This is a genomic window from Chlorobium sp. KB01 (assembly GCF_001975465.1).
Taxonomy (GTDB): Bacteria; Bacteroidota; Chlorobiia; order Chlorobiales; family Chlorobiaceae; genus Chlorobium.
Genome location: NZ_MPJE01000115.1, coordinates 7,501 through 21,658 on the forward strand (window position 1 = coordinate 7,501; position 14,158 = coordinate 21,658).

Sequence of the window (14,158 nt, forward strand, 5' to 3'; positions counted from 1 at the left end):
AGGGGGCATTTTCGCTGCATGAACGAACTCTCTGCTCAGGAGATAGCAAGCAGAATTCTTGACTATTTCATGCAGGCGGAGTTGTAAAGAGGATCAGCATAGCGTGTTGCAATCGGCGGCAATGTCGAGTAAACAGGTATCCCGTTTGCCGGTTGTGGGTAGCCGGGAAGGTGTGATTTAGTGTAAAGTGTTATAAATAATGGAGTTCTATGCTCTGTGCCTCCTGGAAATACCTTCTTTTTATGGTTTTATTCAGCAGGTTGGAAAACTGGTGTAAATAGATTACTTTTAATGTTCAAATTTGCAGATGGTGTTCAACGGGAAACCGTGAAGCCGTGGGGCTGGTCTGCGCAATACCGGACCCTCGCCGTTTTGCAAGCAACTGAGGAGTAATAATGATTATCAGCAATTTGCGCTATGGAAAAAAACAAACTTTATGAATGTACAGTCATCATTGACGGCGGGCTTCAGGACGAGGCGATTACTGCTGCAATGGAGCTGGTTCAGCGGGTCATTACCGAAAAAGGCGGGAGCATCAGCGGTGTTCTCGAAATCGGACGTCGCAAGACGGCTTATCCGATAAAGAAGAGGACTATCGGCTACTACGCCCACATCGAATTTACCGGAGCCCCGGGAGTTATTGCAGAGATTGAAAAGGTTCTTCGTTACGAGGAAGATCTGCTTCGTTACCTGATTATCCAGCTCACAGGCGCTCTTCTTGAAATGCGCAAAAGGGTTGAGAAATACAGCGTTGTCATAGGCAGTCCTGAAGATGTTGCGGCCCTTGAGGCAGCAGCTTCTGAAGCAGCGGCTAAATGATTGTCATGTTTGGAGTGAAAGCAAGCGAACGACGTGATTCCTTTTGAGATTTAAACGGAGTAGATGTTATGGCTGAATTGAAAATGCCTGAGATAAACAGTGTGATAATCGCAGGAAATCTCACGAAAGATCCGGTTTTCAGGCAGACTAATTCAGGCGGAACGCCGGTCGTTAATTTTTCAATTGCATGTAACAGAAGGTTCCGTGACAGCAATCACCTGTGGCAGGAGGATGTCTGCTATGTAGGTGTGGTAGCATGGAACAAGCTTGCCGAGAGCTGCCGTGACAACCTGAAGAAAAGTTCGGCTGTCCTTGTGGATGGTGAATTGCAAAGCCGCACATGGAAGGCTCAGGACGGAACTTCAAGAACGGTTGTAGAGATAAAAGCAAGAAGAATCCAGTTCCTCAACAAACGTAAAAAGAATGGTGAGGATGATGAAGAGGGCTTTATTGAGGATGAATGTCATGATATCCACCATGGAGAAATTCCCGACGATGAAGCCAGTCACATTTACGAATACAAATACCTTTCCTCCGATTGAGAGGACAGGGTAAGCAAACTTTTGTAGAGATACTTATGAGACAGAAATTTACACAGTCACAAGGCCACAAATCGCAGGGCAACAAATCGTTGAGCAATGCTCTTGCGTCGAAGAAAAAAGTGTCGAAAAATCAGGTGGTATTTTTTGACTATCGCGATGAGCGCAAGCTGAAAAGATTCATCAACGATCAGGGAAAAATTATTCCCCGTCGCATCACCGGTCTCTCTGCCAAAGAGCAGAACCTTTTAACCCATTCGGTAAAGTGGGCAAGGTTCCTGGCAGTAATACCCTATGTTGTCGATGAATACAAATAACCATTTTCGCAATCTATTGAACGAGGAAGCTAAGCAGTGAAAGTCATTTTAAGAAAGGATGTGGCTGCCCTTGGCGACACAGGTGAAGTTGTTGCCGTCAAAAACGGTTATGCCAACAATTACCTGATTCCGCAGGGGATCGCAATAAGAGCTACCGAGGGAACGCTCAAGGCTCTTGAAACAGAAAAAAAGCAGCAGGCCAAAAAGGTCGAGTTACTGCGCAAGCATGCCCGCGAAGTTGCCCGGAACATTGAGCAGTTAGCACTGAAGGTATATGCCAAAGCCGGTGAATCGGGCAAACTCTTTGGAACCGTAACTTCTGCTGATATTGCCGAGGCTCTCAAAGTGCAGGGTTTTGAGATTGATCGCCGCAAAATCACGCTTGACGCTCCGGTCAAGACTCTTGGCAAATTTGAAGCAGATGCCAGACTCTTTTCGGATATATCGGTAAAAGTTCATTTCGAGGTTGAGGCCGAAGGTGCGGGAGAGTGAGGATTATTAATGAATAAAATCTGACCCTATTGCGCTCTGATTCTATTGAAATAAGCTCCGTGACACTCATTGTTACGGAGCTTATTTTTTTCTTGTCGAGACTTTCCGCAGGAGTTGCCATGATAATTTTATTAATTTAATCGGTTGTATATCAGTAATTTATTCAATCAGTTAACAGCACTGCTCAACGTTATTGAGTGCAGTCGTAAGTATATCGATGTATATCATATGAGATCCTGTTATTGGCAGAAGCCAGTACGGAGAAGGGTTGCGTATTTATATATGAAAAGGTGGTTTGAAAACCGGAGGAAATCATCGGCAGGAATCAGAAAGCGTAATGCCCGCGTCATGTCAGCAATTGGATGAAATTATTTTTTTTGGTTTTTAATATGATTTTAAACATATTTTCATTGTAATTTAATTTTCTGTAGTAGGTGTTGGCTTTATAAGCAGGAAATTGCTTTTGGAGTTGATTGATGCCCTGAAACGTTGGCTTCATCCGCTTTATATTTTTTAATCTTTTCAGGTTGTTCATTTGTCGACATTCGGACGGTGTAGTCCTTTTGTTAGCCTTGTCCCTCTTTTTTGTGGCGGACTGATGATCTTATCACTCATTCCGGACATTAAGGGGTTTTATGCTATCGTGAGCGGTTTTTTGCGCTTATGAGCAGGTTGTAGTGATTAGGGTGAAGAGTGTTTGAGTCGTTCTTTTGAGTAGTTCGGCTCAAAAATACAGGCTAAAATCAATTTTATAATCAATAATGGAGATGATTATGAGGCGTTTTGTTCAGGTTTGTTCTCTGATGGTTGTTTTTATCTGTTCCTCGCAAATCGTCAAAGCTGAAGATATTGCCAGAGCCACTTTGCGTGCAAAGTACGATATGGTTCAGGGTAAGGATGTTTATGAAAGAGTTTGTGCGGTATGCCATAGCAGTGGTGTTATGGACGCGCCTAAATTCTGTGATATCACGGCCTGGAAGCCGAGAATGGCACACGGTATGGAGGCAATGGTGAAGCATGCGGTTGAAGGGTTCAATAATATGCCTGCCAAGGGTGGAATGGACTCTCTGTCGCTCACTGAAAGTGCCAATGCTGTTGCCTATATGATCGACCAGTGTCTCTTTGACTGATGGTGTTTCTTGTGAAGCAGGAGTCGGTATGCCTTCTGTTTCCGGTTTTATTGATGCAGTAACATTAAAAGATTGGTGATTTATCGCCATTTTCAATCATAACAAAAACAATGGAGTGAATAATTATGACGCTTAAAAAAACCATGCTTGTTGGAGCAAGCTGTCTCAGTCTGATGGCGCTTTCTTCGCCGCAGGAGGCATCCGCCACCCCGGTGTTTGCAAGACAGACCAATCAGTCCTGTGCAGCCTGCCATTTTCAGCGCTTTCCGCTGCTGAACGCTTATGGTCGCTCATTCAAGGCAAACGGCTACACCACAGTAGGCAAACAGGGCACGATTGAAGATAACAATCTGTCAACTCCTGCAATTCTTAATGCTGGCCTTGTATCGAAGTTCAGATACCAGAAGACAAACGGAACTGCTGATACCGAGTTGAACGCAGGACAGTTCCAGGTTCCGGAAGAGGCATTTCTCTCCATCGGCGGAAAAGTTGCAAAGAACATCGGATTCCAGGCTGAGATCAGCCTTGTAAGCCCGGCAAGCATCGTCGGCTTCAAGGTTCCTTTTGTGTTCCCTGCATCAAAGGACATTACCTTCCTGACCGTTCCTTTCTATACGGATGCACAGGGTGCAGCGTTTGGTTATGAGCTGCTCAACACCGGAGCGCTTCGCTTCAGCCGCGCTTTTGAGCACAGAAATGAAGCATCTGCCCAGCAGTATATCGGTGCAGCGCACCAAACAACCGGTGTTGCTCTTGTTGCCCAGCACAAGTACGGCTACCTCAGCTATACCCCATATCTGGTCAAAGATGTGATGACCGATGGTATTGCATTCTCTACGGGTCGTCCGCTCAGCTATATCAGAGGTGTTGTCACTCCTGAAAAGGTAGGAGACTGGGATCTTGCCGCTGGTGCTCAGATCTGGACAGGCAGCTCAGCGGAAGGAACCGCCGCCGCGCCGACTCGCAATCATGCCGCAGCATGGGCTATTGATGCACAGGCACAGGGCAAAGCCGGTGACATGCCGCTTGGAGTCTATGTTGCCTATGGCAGCGCAGCTGCTTCGAAAGCAGGACAGACAGCCAACTACTTTAATGCTTCAACGGTAGGAAGCAAGAATGCACTGACCATCGCAACCGAGCTCGGTGTTGTGCCTAACAGACTTGGTATTGGTGTTGCCTACAGAAATGCCAACTCCGGTGCAGGTGCAGCAGACAATGATAATGCGCTGACACTTGGAGCAAACTACCAGGTTGCAAGAAATATGGTTTTCCAGCTCAACCACAGCTTCTACTCCGGTGACGTAAAAACCGATGCTGCCGGCAAACAGCTGACCACAGCCATGTTCTACAGCGCATTCTGATCAAACAGTTGTTACGTTGTAACTACTTGAGATCTTTGCTTGAGTCTTATGCAACTGAATGATTGATTGTAAGTCAAGAGCCGTCTTTACCTTATACAACAGGAGAAGACGGCTCTTTGTATTTAGAGTATAACAGGCAGAGCTTCAGCCTGACTCATCTTATTTCAACAATACAGGCATTATCTATATGTTATGTGTGGTAAAGTTACTGATAATGGTTACATAGAGCCATAATTCCTCTTCTGATATACATGCTATCTGTGCTTCTGCTGCGACGTCCCCGTCATAAGATGTAATTTTAAGTGAATTTTAAGCTGTTTTTAATAGCGATTTAGACATTTATTGATTAAAATAACCTCGGTTCAAATGATTGTTACCGGCTGTCTGGCAGGGATGGGTACTTTGGTGGGCTTTTGATGAATAAGATAACGCTTATTTTGATCGGCTTTTTGCCTTACAGGCCGATTTTCCCCATGATATTACACTCACAGGAATGGTTCTGCTTGGAAATAAGAGGCCTGTAGCATTATTTTGTTTGCTTGTCACGATATAGTGCAGTGCGCCTGCATTTATCAACTCTTTTCAGAAGGTCAATTCTCTTTAATCAAACGCTACACACTTATGGTGAATACGGTTAGAAAAAAACTCGGTACACTTCTGGTTGGCGGACTGCTATGCGTCGGCTTCAGCGGTACATCCTACGCGCTTGAGGCGGGCAGCAAGGCTCCCGATTTCTCACTGCCAGGGTCGCAGGGTTCTGTGACGCTGTCGAGCACCGCCGGATCGGTGGTTTATGTGGATTTCTGGGCATCATGGTGCGGACCGTGCCGCCAGTCATTTCCATGGATGAACTCCATTCAGGAAAAATACCGTGCACAGGGTCTTAAAGTTATTGGTGTGAATGTTGACGGCAAGAATGAGGATGCTAAAAAATTCCTCTCCCAGAATCCTGCAAAATTTACCGTTGCTTTTGATTCAAAGGGGTTGACTCCGAAAACTTTTGGAGTCAAGGGGATGCCGACCAGTTTTCTGATTGGCCGCGACGGCAAGATTATCTCTCAGCATTTAGGTTTCAAAGAGGCTGATCGTGATGGACTCGAAAAACAAATCAAGGCTGCACTGGAGGCAAACAAATGAAAAAAAATATGATACAAAGACCGGTTCATGCATTACTGTTGCTGCTCATGCTCGGCCTTTCAGGCTGTTCAATCGGCCAGGCTGTTCAGCCGTGGGAAAAAGAGACCCTCGCACGTCCCGAGATGACCTTTGAAGGCGACGCTCTTGACTCCAAGTACACTGAGCATATCTACGGAAGCAAAGAGGCAGCATCCGGCGGCGCTGGCGTCGGCGGTGGCGGCTGTGGATGCAATTAACTGAACCATTAATTATCAGGATACTCCAATGAAATCGGTCCCGACAAAAAAAAGAACTATTATCGGCGCAGCACTCTTTGCTGCTGCGATGGCTATGCCATCATCTCATCCCGCATTTGCTGAAGCTGCGCCTGAAAAGGGTAGCGTAGCGTTTAAATACCTTCATTATCAGGATAGTCAGCCCAGTCAGGATCGTATAGGTGTTGATGCCTATACGGTCACGGCTATGGCTCCTATTGCCGGCAAGTGGTCTATCTCTACAACCTATGTGAATGACTCGGTTTCGGGTGCATCACCTGATTATCATACGCATATTCTGTCGGGAGCATCTTCGCATGACACTCGCGAGGAGGTGGACCTCGGTCTTACCCGCTACTTCTCCAAAGGAAGCCTTACTCTCGGAACCGTCTATTCAACCGAGAATGACTACATCTCCCGTGGCTACTCCGGACAGGGGAGCCTGCAGACCGAGGATAAAAACACGACGTTTACCCTTGGAGGCAGCTATACTACCGATACGATCAATCCTACAGCCCAGGGTTTGCAGTATGACAAGCGGACCATTGCCGGTTTATTCGGCGTTACCAAAGTGCTGTCAAAGGTTGATATTCTTCAGCTGAATTTTGGTATTTCAAGAGGGCGTGGCTATTTCAGTGACCCATACAAGTCTTATGATTCCCGCCCTGACCGACGCGAAAGCAAGACGATCATGACCCGCTGGAACCACCATTTTGACGGAACTGACGGTACAACGAGACTCTCCTACCGTTATTACTATGACACATTCGGCATCAAGGCAAGCACGCTTGGTCTTGAGTATGTGCAGCCACTGCCGAATGATTTCACGGTAATCCCGTCTGTCAGGGTTCACTCCCAGACGGCAGCCGACTTTTACCGGACAGTCTATCCGCCAGTTCCTCGTACTATTACACCAAACTCCCTTGATCAGCGCCTTTCAGCATTCGGCGCTCTGACCCTTGGCATTAAAGTGGAAAAAAGGATTGCCAAGGACTGGCTTGTGGATGTCAAGTATGAGAACTACGAGCAGCGTGCGGGCTGGTGTGTAACCGGTGGCGGCGACAATAATCTTGCTCCTTTCACTGCTACATTCCTTCAGCTTGGTGTATCTCGCCTGTTTTAATTAACTGAGATCAGGCTCCTGACAGCTGCTCCTTACTTAAGCGTAAGAAGGAGCAGCTGTCAGTAAAGCTTTCAGGCTCATTCATTTCCGGCAGTACATGGGCACTCTATTTATTGTCGTGAGAAGCCCGAAGACAAGGCGGATGGAGCACAGAAACCGGAGTGTACACGGAGTACATGAGGATTTCGAGCACTACCCAACGCAGTAATCGGGTTTTTGAATAAATAAATAGAGGTACCTACATGACGTATTCACTGCCTGTATGCTACAGGTACAGGATTGGATTTGCGGTTTTTTTTGACAACGAGAGCAATGCAACTGCATTTTTAGGAAAAAATTAAGACACGCTTAAGGCTGCTTAAGGACTTGAACTCTTATTATTGAACATTACTTATATCTTTGATAACAACAGGAGGAAAATATGGCTTTTATTATTCCAGGAACGGCTGCGGCTGATGATTTGGATTTGAGTGTCAGTGGAAAACCAAGATCCGGTGATGTTTACGACTATAATGGTTTGGCTGGAAACGATAATCTCTATCTTGGCGATTATGCGAATGCCGGATTTTCTGCCGGTTACAAAAGTGCCGGCTTTACCATCGGAACGGCTGATGCAAATGGTATGATCACGGTAACCGGTGCAAGCAGCGGAGGAACCAGTCTTACCTTCCATCTTACCAGCGTGGAGACCCTTACTTTTGGTGGTGGAGGGTCTACAACGCTTAATTATGGTGCTGCAGCGACTACAACAACAACGACTACGACCACACCTGCCACAACGACCACGACGGCAGCCACAACAACGGCTGCAACCACAACAACAGCAGCTACAACCACATCGTCGCACGACAGTGATCATAATGCAGAGTCAAGTGATGATGACGGCGGAAGCAGCGGCGGCGGCGGAGCAGCAGTGGCTGTGGCCGGTGTCGGTGCGCTTGGATTGCTTGCCTGGGCGGTTCTTTAACTTTCCAGATGGAAGTATTCTGATGATACATGAAAAAGCGGCTTCGGAGCCGCTTTTTCTGTTTCGGGATGTAGTGCAATGCATAGCTTTATGCAGGGAACTGCCTGAGCATCCGGAGATCGTTTTCGAAGAGGAGACGGATATCGTCAATTTTGTAGCGAAGGAGCACCGTTCTGTCCACACCCATACCGAAAGCGTAGCCTGACCACTCTTCGGGGTTTATGCCGCAGTTCCGCAGGACGTTCGGATGGACCATACCGCAACCCATGATTTCAAGCCATCCGGATTTTTTGCAGACACGGCATCCTTTGCCGCCGCAGAGGTAGCAGGTAACATCCACTTCTGCAGATGGTTCGGTAAAAGGGAAAAAACTCGGACGAAAACGCAGCTTTACATCTGTTCCGAACATCTGGCGAGCAAACGAGTAGATGGTGGCCTTCAGATCCGCAAAGGATACCTTTTTATCGATATAGAGCCCTTCAAGCTGATGAAAGACACAGTAGCTGCGGGAGCTGATGGCTTCGTTCCGATAGACCTTTCCGGGGCATATTACCCGAATCGGTGGTTCACGGTCGAGCATGACCCTTACCTGTACCGGTGAGGTGTGCGTTCTGAGAAGGAGGTCGGTATCCGCATCGCCGGTGGTTACAAAAAAGGTGTCCTGCATGTCGCGGGCCGGGTGGTCAGGAGGAAAGTTCAGCAGGTCGAAGTTGTTCCGGTCAAGTTCAAGCTCAGGACCGGTTGCAATTCCAAAGCCCATTGCCGAAAATATCTGCTTCATCTCGCCAAGCACCTTCTGTACCGGATGCTCACTGCCGGTAAAATAGCGTCTTCCCGGCAGAGTAAGGTCAATTCGTTTACCGCAGTCACCTGCATTTGCCGAGAGTTTTGCTTCTTCTTCATCAATGCGGCTGTCAGCGGTCAGCTTAAGCTGGTTGAGCAACTGTCCGATACGCGGCTTGTCAGCAGGAGCAACCGTCTTGAGCTGGCCGAAAAGAGCGGCAATGAGCCCTTTTCGAACCGTGTACTTAAGGCGGAATGCTTCAAGATCTGCATGAGTGGTAATCTCAAAGTCAGTGATCTCCTGCTGTAAACTGCGAATGGTGTTTTCCATTAATACCGGAATAAATCTTATTCGATTACCGCTTTAACAATCTGGGTGAAGGCAGCCGGGTCTTTGACTGCAATTTCGGCAAGTGCCTTGCGATCTATTTCGACATTCTTCTTCAGCATGGCATTGACCAGTCTGGAGTAGGTTGTGCCGTTCAGGCGGGCAGCAGCATTGATACGCATGATCCAGAGTGCACGGAAGTTGCGCTTCTTTGCACGGCGGTCACGGTAGGCATACTGCTCGGCTTTGTCAACGGCATGCTTGACGACGGTCAGAATATTGCCACGTGATCCCCAGAATCCCTTGGCTTTCTTTAAAACTCTTTTTCTCCGTGCCCGTGAGGCTACGGCATTATTTGCTTTAGGCATTGTTGTGTAAAGTTAAGGTTGAAAATTTATGCAAGGATCATCCGTTTGATCTGCTTTGCTTTGGCAGAGTCAAGCAGGGTTGACTGGTGAAGACGGCGTGAACGCTTTCTGTTCTTCTTTTCCAGGTTGTGCGATCCGTTCATTCTTTCACGCTTGATTTTTCCTGATGCGGTAGCTTTGAACCGTTTGCATGCTCCGCGGTGTGATTTCATTTTAGGCATGATCGTCCTCTGTTTTTTAGTATAAAATTCCTCAAAATTCCTTTTTACTCTTCACTCTCTTCTATCAGATCAGACTCGGCCAATGGGGCCAGCGGCGCTGATGGCGGCTGATTTGTTTTTGCCCTGATGCGGTCATAGGCATCTATTTTCTTTTTGTCCGGTTCGAAATAGACAAAAAGCTTCTTGCCTTCAAACTTTGGTTCTCCATCACGGGTACTGACAACACTGAGTCGTTCGGTCAACCGTTCTGCCAGTTCCAGTCCCTTGTCTTTATAGATGATTGAGCGACCCAAAAAGACAATCGTTGCCCGAACCCGGTTTCCTTTGCGGAGAAACTCTTCGAGATGGGCTGATTTAAAGTCAAAATCATGCTTGTCGGTGTTCGGATGAAAACGCAACTCCTTGAGGGTCGTGGTCTTCTGTTTTTTCTTCAGATCCTTGTCCCTCTTGTCCATCTTGTACAACAACTTTCCGAGGTTGTCAAACTTGCATACCGGGGGGATTGCATTTGGCTGTACCTCAATAAGATCCTGATTCCTTTCTTCGGCTACCCGCTTTGCATCAATTGTTTTCATCACCTGCTGCGTTCCGTCAGGAAAAATAATCCTGACTTCCGGTACACGGATCTGCTCATTGACCCGATAGGTGAGTTTTGGCTTTTGAGTCGTAACCTTCTGTTTCTTCATTCGTTAAGGTTTGGTTTGGATAATCAGGTTCTGGCTGTAATCTCGTTCAGAAGTTTTTCAGTGAGGCCGGTAACAGTGAAGCGCCCTTCATCACCGATGCGATGGCGACGCAGTGAAACCTCGCCGCTCTCCTGCTCTTTTTGTCCGATAACGATCATGCAGGGAACCTTCGCAAGTTCAGCTTCTCGTATTTTTTTACCGATCTTTTCATTTCTGGTGTCAAGCTCACTCCGGATTCCTGCTCCAAGGAGTGCCTGATGAACACTTTTGGCATAGTCATGCACATCTTCGGCGATAGGAAGCACCACAGCCTGAACCGGAGCAAGCCAGAGCGGGAAATTCCCGGCTGTATGCTCGATGAGGACACCGATAAATCGCTCCATGGAGCCGAACGGTGCGCGGTGAATGACGACCGGACGATGTTTCTGGCTGTCACTGCCGATATAGGTGAGGTCAAACCTTTCCGGCATCACATAGTCTACCTGAACCGTTCCGAGCTGCCATTTTCTTCCGAGTGCGTCACGCACAATAAAGTCGATCTTCGGGCCATAGAAACTTGCTTCGCCGATGCCGATAAAGTACTCTATACCCATGCGGTCGGCCGCCTCTTTCACATCCTTTTCGGCTTGGGCCCAAACTTCGGCTGTACCGCCGTATTTGGTCCGGTTTTCCGGATCATGCATGGAGAGGCGTGTCTGAACATCGTTGAACCCGAGTGTTCCGAAGACAAGCCGGGTCAACTCTATTGCGCTGCAGATCTCGTCAACAAGCTGGTCGGGACGGCAGTAGATGTGCGAATCATCCTGGGTAAAGCCACGGGCACGGACAAGACCGTTCAGCTCACCTGACTGTTCGTGGCGGTAGACTGTTCCGAACTCGGTCAGACGAATGGGCAGGTCACGATAACTGCGCATTTTCGAGCTGTAGATGAGGTGGTGGTGCGGGCAGTTCATCGGTTTGAGAAGATACTGCTCCTTGCGACCCTCTTCATCATGATAGGTGAGCGGCGGAAACTGTGAATCGCTGTAGTAGGGATAGTGTCCGGAACGCTTGTAGAGTTCAATATTACCGATATGCGGAGTATAGACCGGCAGGTAGCCGCGTTTGCGCTGCTCCTCTTTTAAAAATGACTCAAGCTCATTGCGAATGATTGCGCCTTTCGGCAACCAGATAGGAAGACCGCTGCCAACCTCCGGCGAGAGCAAGAAGAGCTCAAGTTCGGTGCCGAGTTTGCGGTGATCCCTGCGCTTTGCCTCTTCAAGCAGGGTAACGTACTCTTTAAGCTGTTTTTCCGACGGAAAGGCGATGCCGTATATGCGCTGCATCTGCTCTCTTGACGAATCTCCCCGCCAGTAGGAGGATGAGATGTTGGTCAACAGTACCGCTTTTACTTTCGATGTGGTTGGCAAGTGCGGCCCTGTGCAGAGGTCGGTGAAGTCCTCCTGATGGTAGAGCGATACGGTATCGACATCCTTCAGGGTATCTTCAAGAATCTCAACCTTGTAGGGATCGTTTCTTGTGCTTTTGAAAAATTCTATGGCCGCCGTCCGGCTTATCTCTTCTCGCTCGATTTTGCTGTCGCGCTTGCTGATTTCAAGCATCTTCTGTTCGATCAGGCGGAGATCATCCTCCCTGAATCGGTGCTCAGAAGCGATATCATAGTAAAAACCCTGCTCGATTGATGGGCCTGCGCCAAATCTGCTTCCAGCAAACAGCTCTTCAATGGCCTGGGCCATAAGATGGCTGGAGCTGTGCCAGAAGATATCCTTGCCTTCCGGTGAATCGAAGGTGATAATTGCCACTTCGGCATCTGCATAGAGCGGTGTTGCGAGGTCAACAAGGGTGTCATTGACTTTGAGAGCCAGTGCGTCCTGCGCAAGTTTGCGCCCAATAGAGAGGGCAATATCATAACCGGTGCTGCCTGAAGGGTAAGATCTTGCGGACCCGTCCGGCAGGGTAATGGCTATCATTGCCAGTTGTTCCTGATTGTCAGACATTCTGTTTCCTGTCGTTTTATTTCATGCGAAATCAACGGTTTATGGTCGCTTCGCAGGAAAAATCAATACAGCCTCTTCTTGTTAGTAGTACCGAATCGGGGGGGCTGCACAGTATTGGATGTCACGACAATGAATTCGTGACCCCGGCTACCGTTACCCCGTGTCCGGAATGTGGACTTGGAGGATACGAAATAAATCAAAAACCTCCAAATCAGTTCATCATTTGCAGCAGTTCAGGGGTGACGGTGTCTCTTCCCTGCTTTTGGGCAAAGAGTTCGGCTTTTCGTTTCAGTTCCCGGCCGAACGAGATCTGGCTTATAAACGGCGCTTTTTTAACTATTTCATTCAGTATTGCATTGGCCTCACTGCTCCAGGCCATCTTTCCTGCAGGAGCTTCCCCCGATGCAGTTTGGCGGTTGATCGGCAGGAAGTTGAAGAGCATGTCATAAAGGGCGTTGACAATCTCCTGCAAGAGATGGATCATGCCGCTGTGACCCATGAAGGGGGTGCCGGGAGAGCGGCGGACAATGGGACCCGGAAAGCCTGCCGGGATAAATCGTGTTTTCGAATCAAGTTCGGCCAGATAGATCTTATCGACAATCCTTCCGAAGAGGAACTGAGGCTGTTTTTGCTGAATTTCACTCCTGACCATGGTGTTGTCGGCATCTGCCGAGTCATAGGAGAAGATGCACTGCATGCCCATCTCATCCTGCAGAAAGGTTTTCAGGCCGAGAGCATAACTTTCAGCGGCAATAACACCAAATCGGATTGTCGGGAACCACTCGGCCTGGGGACCGCGCCAGAGGTCCCAAAGCGGTTTCAGTGTGGTGCGCTTTTCCTCCTTCATGAATGCTGCGGCCTCACGCTCTTTATTGAGCAGTACTCCCAGTTTGCGGATGAACTCCTCGGTCTCTTTCATACCGAACGGAGCTTGCAATACCGGGCGATCAAGCACTCCTGCCAGCTCACTTCCGAACTCATGGTACATCTGCACAATGACATCGGAATTTTTCAGCAGTGCAATATCGCAGAGAGAGCTTTCAAAAGGATAGACGTGTGCAACCCTGCCGCCGACACCTTCAATCAACCGTTTCAGTTCGGCCAGGTCCGAGGGGCTGTTGAAACAGCCGTAGGTAGGGCCGATAATGCTGACGGAGCCGCTCTCGACTCGTGCCGGTTTATGGTCGTCAAACTGTTCATAAAGCCACCGCAAGGCACGGTCACGGCCCTGCCACTCATTTTCGCCAAGGGAGTTCGAGGGAAAAAACCGGACATCGGGATATTTCATCAAGAGCATCTTCTCATGGTCGCTGCCGATCATTTCGCTCTCTGCGCTTGAGACCAGAATCAACTGCCTGCCGGGAGCCCGGAGCTTTTCTATGATATCACAGACAACTTCCGAACTGCCTGATGAGGCGATCTCCTTTTCGGTCAGGCTGGTTGGCGTAAAGTTTTCAAGGTAGGGAACGGCGTCGGTATAGTCCATGACCGCCACACCGACCAGATTGTAGCAGCCGACCGGAGCGTCGGCTATAACATGAACATCCCTGAGCGCGCAGAAGGTATTGACAGCCGCCCAGTAGGCGCTTGCGGTTGATTCGTCCCGAATGGTTTTTCCCATGGTATACAAGAGATA

General features: G+C 48.3%; 17 protein-coding genes (1 of these 17 cut by a window edge). 11 read left to right on the forward strand and 6 right to left on the reverse strand.

Annotated features, from left to right (window positions below; all coding sequences use genetic code 11):
* The 11 genes from BOO20_RS11850 to BOO20_RS12800 form a co-directional block, all read left to right on the forward strand.
* On the forward strand, positions 1 to 87 hold the final stretch of the coding sequence (locus tag BOO20_RS11850; protein ID WP_368665438.1) for a glycosyltransferase family 9 protein. Its footprint begins 834 nt before the window's first position; the window shows 87 of its 921 coding nt (coding positions 835-921); its start codon lies off the left edge, out of view; the stop codon is at positions 85 to 87.
* Between the two features lie 330 nt (positions 88 to 417).
* Positions 418 to 819, forward strand: a complete 402-nt coding sequence (gene rpsF, locus BOO20_RS11855; protein WP_006367393.1) for a 30S ribosomal protein S6 — start codon at positions 418 to 420, stop codon at positions 817 to 819.
* 68 nt (positions 820 to 887) lie between these two features.
* The gene (locus BOO20_RS11860) at positions 888 to 1,361 is read left to right on the forward strand and encodes a single-stranded DNA-binding protein (RefSeq protein ID WP_076792905.1); all 474 of its coding nucleotides are present in this window, start codon (positions 888 to 890) and stop codon (positions 1,359 to 1,361) included.
* Positions 1,362 to 1,396: 35 nt separating this feature from the next.
* Complete coding sequence (gene rpsR / locus BOO20_RS11865; RefSeq protein ID WP_006367391.1) at positions 1,397 to 1,675, forward strand: 30S ribosomal protein S18; 279 nt, start codon at positions 1,397 to 1,399, stop codon at positions 1,673 to 1,675.
* A 36-nt stretch (positions 1,676 to 1,711) separates the two neighbouring features.
* Positions 1,712 to 2,167 carry a 50S ribosomal protein L9 gene (gene rplI / locus BOO20_RS11870; protein WP_076792907.1) on the forward strand — a complete coding sequence of 152 codons (456 nt, stop codon included), beginning with the start codon at positions 1,712 to 1,714 and terminating at the stop codon, positions 2,165 to 2,167.
* Between the two features lie 773 nt (positions 2,168 to 2,940).
* Positions 2,941 to 3,297 carry a cytochrome c5 family protein gene (locus BOO20_RS11880; protein ID WP_076793039.1) on the forward strand — a complete coding sequence of 119 codons (357 nt, stop codon included), beginning with the start codon at positions 2,941 to 2,943 and terminating at the stop codon, positions 3,295 to 3,297.
* A gap of 125 nt (positions 3,298 to 3,422) precedes the next feature.
* Entirely contained in the window at positions 3,423 to 4,658 is a 1,236-nt protein-coding gene (locus BOO20_RS11885) for a hypothetical protein (protein WP_076792910.1), read from the forward strand.
* Between the two features lie 621 nt (positions 4,659 to 5,279).
* Positions 5,280 to 5,795: a TlpA disulfide reductase family protein gene (locus tag BOO20_RS11890; protein WP_083694690.1), complete on the forward strand. Its 516-nt coding sequence runs from the start codon at positions 5,280 to 5,282 to the stop codon at positions 5,793 to 5,795.
* Positions 5,792 to 6,031 (forward strand): DUF4266 domain-containing protein, encoded by a 240-nt coding sequence (locus BOO20_RS11895; RefSeq protein ID WP_198935461.1) that lies wholly within the window; start codon positions 5,792 to 5,794, stop codon positions 6,029 to 6,031. Before BOO20_RS11890 ends, BOO20_RS11895 begins: the two co-directional genes overlap by 4 nt.
* A 28-nt stretch (positions 6,032 to 6,059) precedes the next feature.
* Complete coding sequence (locus tag BOO20_RS11900) at positions 6,060 to 7,172, forward strand: DUF3570 domain-containing protein (protein WP_076792912.1); 1,113 nt, start codon at positions 6,060 to 6,062, stop codon at positions 7,170 to 7,172.
* A 421-nt stretch (positions 7,173 to 7,593) separates the two neighbouring features.
* Positions 7,594 to 8,139 carry a hypothetical protein gene (locus BOO20_RS12800; protein ID WP_076792914.1) on the forward strand — a complete coding sequence of 182 codons (546 nt, stop codon included), beginning with the start codon at positions 7,594 to 7,596 and terminating at the stop codon, positions 8,137 to 8,139.
* Between the two features lie 88 nt (positions 8,140 to 8,227).
* Here BOO20_RS12800 and pheS read toward each other — a convergent pair whose 3' ends face one another.
* The 6 genes from pheS to bchZ all read right to left on the reverse strand — a co-directional run bounded on the left by pheS (position 8,228) and on the right by bchZ (position 14,143).
* Positions 8,228 to 9,253, reverse strand: coding sequence for a phenylalanine--tRNA ligase subunit alpha (pheS, locus tag BOO20_RS11910; protein WP_076792915.1), 1,026 nt, complete (start codon positions 9,251 to 9,253; stop codon positions 8,228 to 8,230).
* Between the two features lie 17 nt (positions 9,254 to 9,270).
* A complete protein-coding gene (gene rplT, locus BOO20_RS11915; protein WP_006367175.1) occupies positions 9,271 to 9,618 on the reverse strand; it encodes a 50S ribosomal protein L20 in 348 nt (115 codons plus the stop codon).
* Positions 9,619 to 9,644: 26 nt separating this feature from the next.
* Complete coding sequence (gene rpmI / locus BOO20_RS11920) at positions 9,645 to 9,839, reverse strand: 50S ribosomal protein L35 (RefSeq protein WP_006367174.1); 195 nt, start codon at positions 9,837 to 9,839, stop codon at positions 9,645 to 9,647.
* A 44-nt stretch (positions 9,840 to 9,883) separates the two neighbouring features.
* Positions 9,884 to 10,525, reverse strand: coding sequence for a translation initiation factor IF-3 (infC, locus tag BOO20_RS11925; RefSeq protein ID WP_076792917.1), 642 nt, complete (start codon positions 10,523 to 10,525; stop codon positions 9,884 to 9,886).
* A 23-nt stretch (positions 10,526 to 10,548) separates the two neighbouring features.
* The gene (thrS, locus tag BOO20_RS11930) at positions 10,549 to 12,522 is read right to left on the reverse strand and encodes a threonine--tRNA ligase (RefSeq protein WP_076792918.1); all 1,974 of its coding nucleotides are present in this window, start codon (positions 12,520 to 12,522) and stop codon (positions 10,549 to 10,551) included.
* Positions 12,523 to 12,733: 211 nt separating this feature from the next.
* Positions 12,734 to 14,143: a chlorophyllide a reductase subunit Z gene (gene bchZ / locus BOO20_RS11935; protein WP_076792920.1), complete on the reverse strand. Its 1,410-nt coding sequence runs from the start codon at positions 14,141 to 14,143 to the stop codon at positions 12,734 to 12,736.
* Between the last annotated feature and the right edge of the window lie 15 nt (positions 14,144 to 14,158).

What these genes read in the sequence shown, in the direction of transcription:
- rpsF (WP_006367393.1), top strand. Translation starts at nt 418, where the DNA reads ATGGAAAAAAACAAACTTTATGAATGTACAGTCATCATTGACGGCGGG.
- BOO20_RS11860 (WP_076792905.1), top strand. Translation starts at nt 888, where the DNA reads ATGGCTGAATTGAAAATGCCTGAGATAAACAGTGTGATAATCGCAGGA.
- rpsR (WP_006367391.1), top strand. Translation starts at nt 1,397, where the DNA reads ATGAGACAGAAATTTACACAGTCACAAGGCCACAAATCGCAGGGCAAC.
- BOO20_RS11880 (WP_076793039.1), top strand. Translation starts at nt 2,941, where the DNA reads ATGAGGCGTTTTGTTCAGGTTTGTTCTCTGATGGTTGTTTTTATCTGT.
- BOO20_RS11885 (WP_076792910.1), top strand. Translation starts at nt 3,423, where the DNA reads ATGACGCTTAAAAAAACCATGCTTGTTGGAGCAAGCTGTCTCAGTCTG.
- BOO20_RS11890 (WP_083694690.1), top strand. Translation starts at nt 5,280, where the DNA reads ATGGTGAATACGGTTAGAAAAAAACTCGGTACACTTCTGGTTGGCGGA.
- BOO20_RS11895 (WP_198935461.1), top strand. Translation starts at nt 5,792, where the DNA reads ATGAAAAAAAATATGATACAAAGACCGGTTCATGCATTACTGTTGCTG.
- BOO20_RS11900 (WP_076792912.1), top strand. Translation starts at nt 6,060, where the DNA reads ATGAAATCGGTCCCGACAAAAAAAAGAACTATTATCGGCGCAGCACTC.
- BOO20_RS12800 (WP_076792914.1), top strand. Translation starts at nt 7,594, where the DNA reads ATGGCTTTTATTATTCCAGGAACGGCTGCGGCTGATGATTTGGATTTG.
- pheS (WP_076792915.1), bottom strand. Translation starts at nt 9,253, where the DNA reads ATGGAAAACACCATTCGCAGTTTACAGCAGGAGATCACTGACTTTGAG.
- rplT (WP_006367175.1), bottom strand. Translation starts at nt 9,618, where the DNA reads ATGCCTAAAGCAAATAATGCCGTAGCCTCACGGGCACGGAGAAAAAGA.
- rpmI (WP_006367174.1), bottom strand. Translation starts at nt 9,839, where the DNA reads ATGCCTAAAATGAAATCACACCGCGGAGCATGCAAACGGTTCAAAGCT.
- infC (WP_076792917.1), bottom strand. Translation starts at nt 10,525, where the DNA reads ATGAAGAAACAGAAGGTTACGACTCAAAAGCCAAAACTCACCTATCGG.
- thrS (WP_076792918.1), bottom strand. Translation starts at nt 12,522, where the DNA reads ATGTCTGACAATCAGGAACAACTGGCAATGATAGCCATTACCCTGCCG.
- bchZ (WP_076792920.1), bottom strand. Translation starts at nt 14,143, where the DNA reads ATGGGAAAAACCATTCGGGACGAATCAACCGCAAGCGCCTACTGGGCG.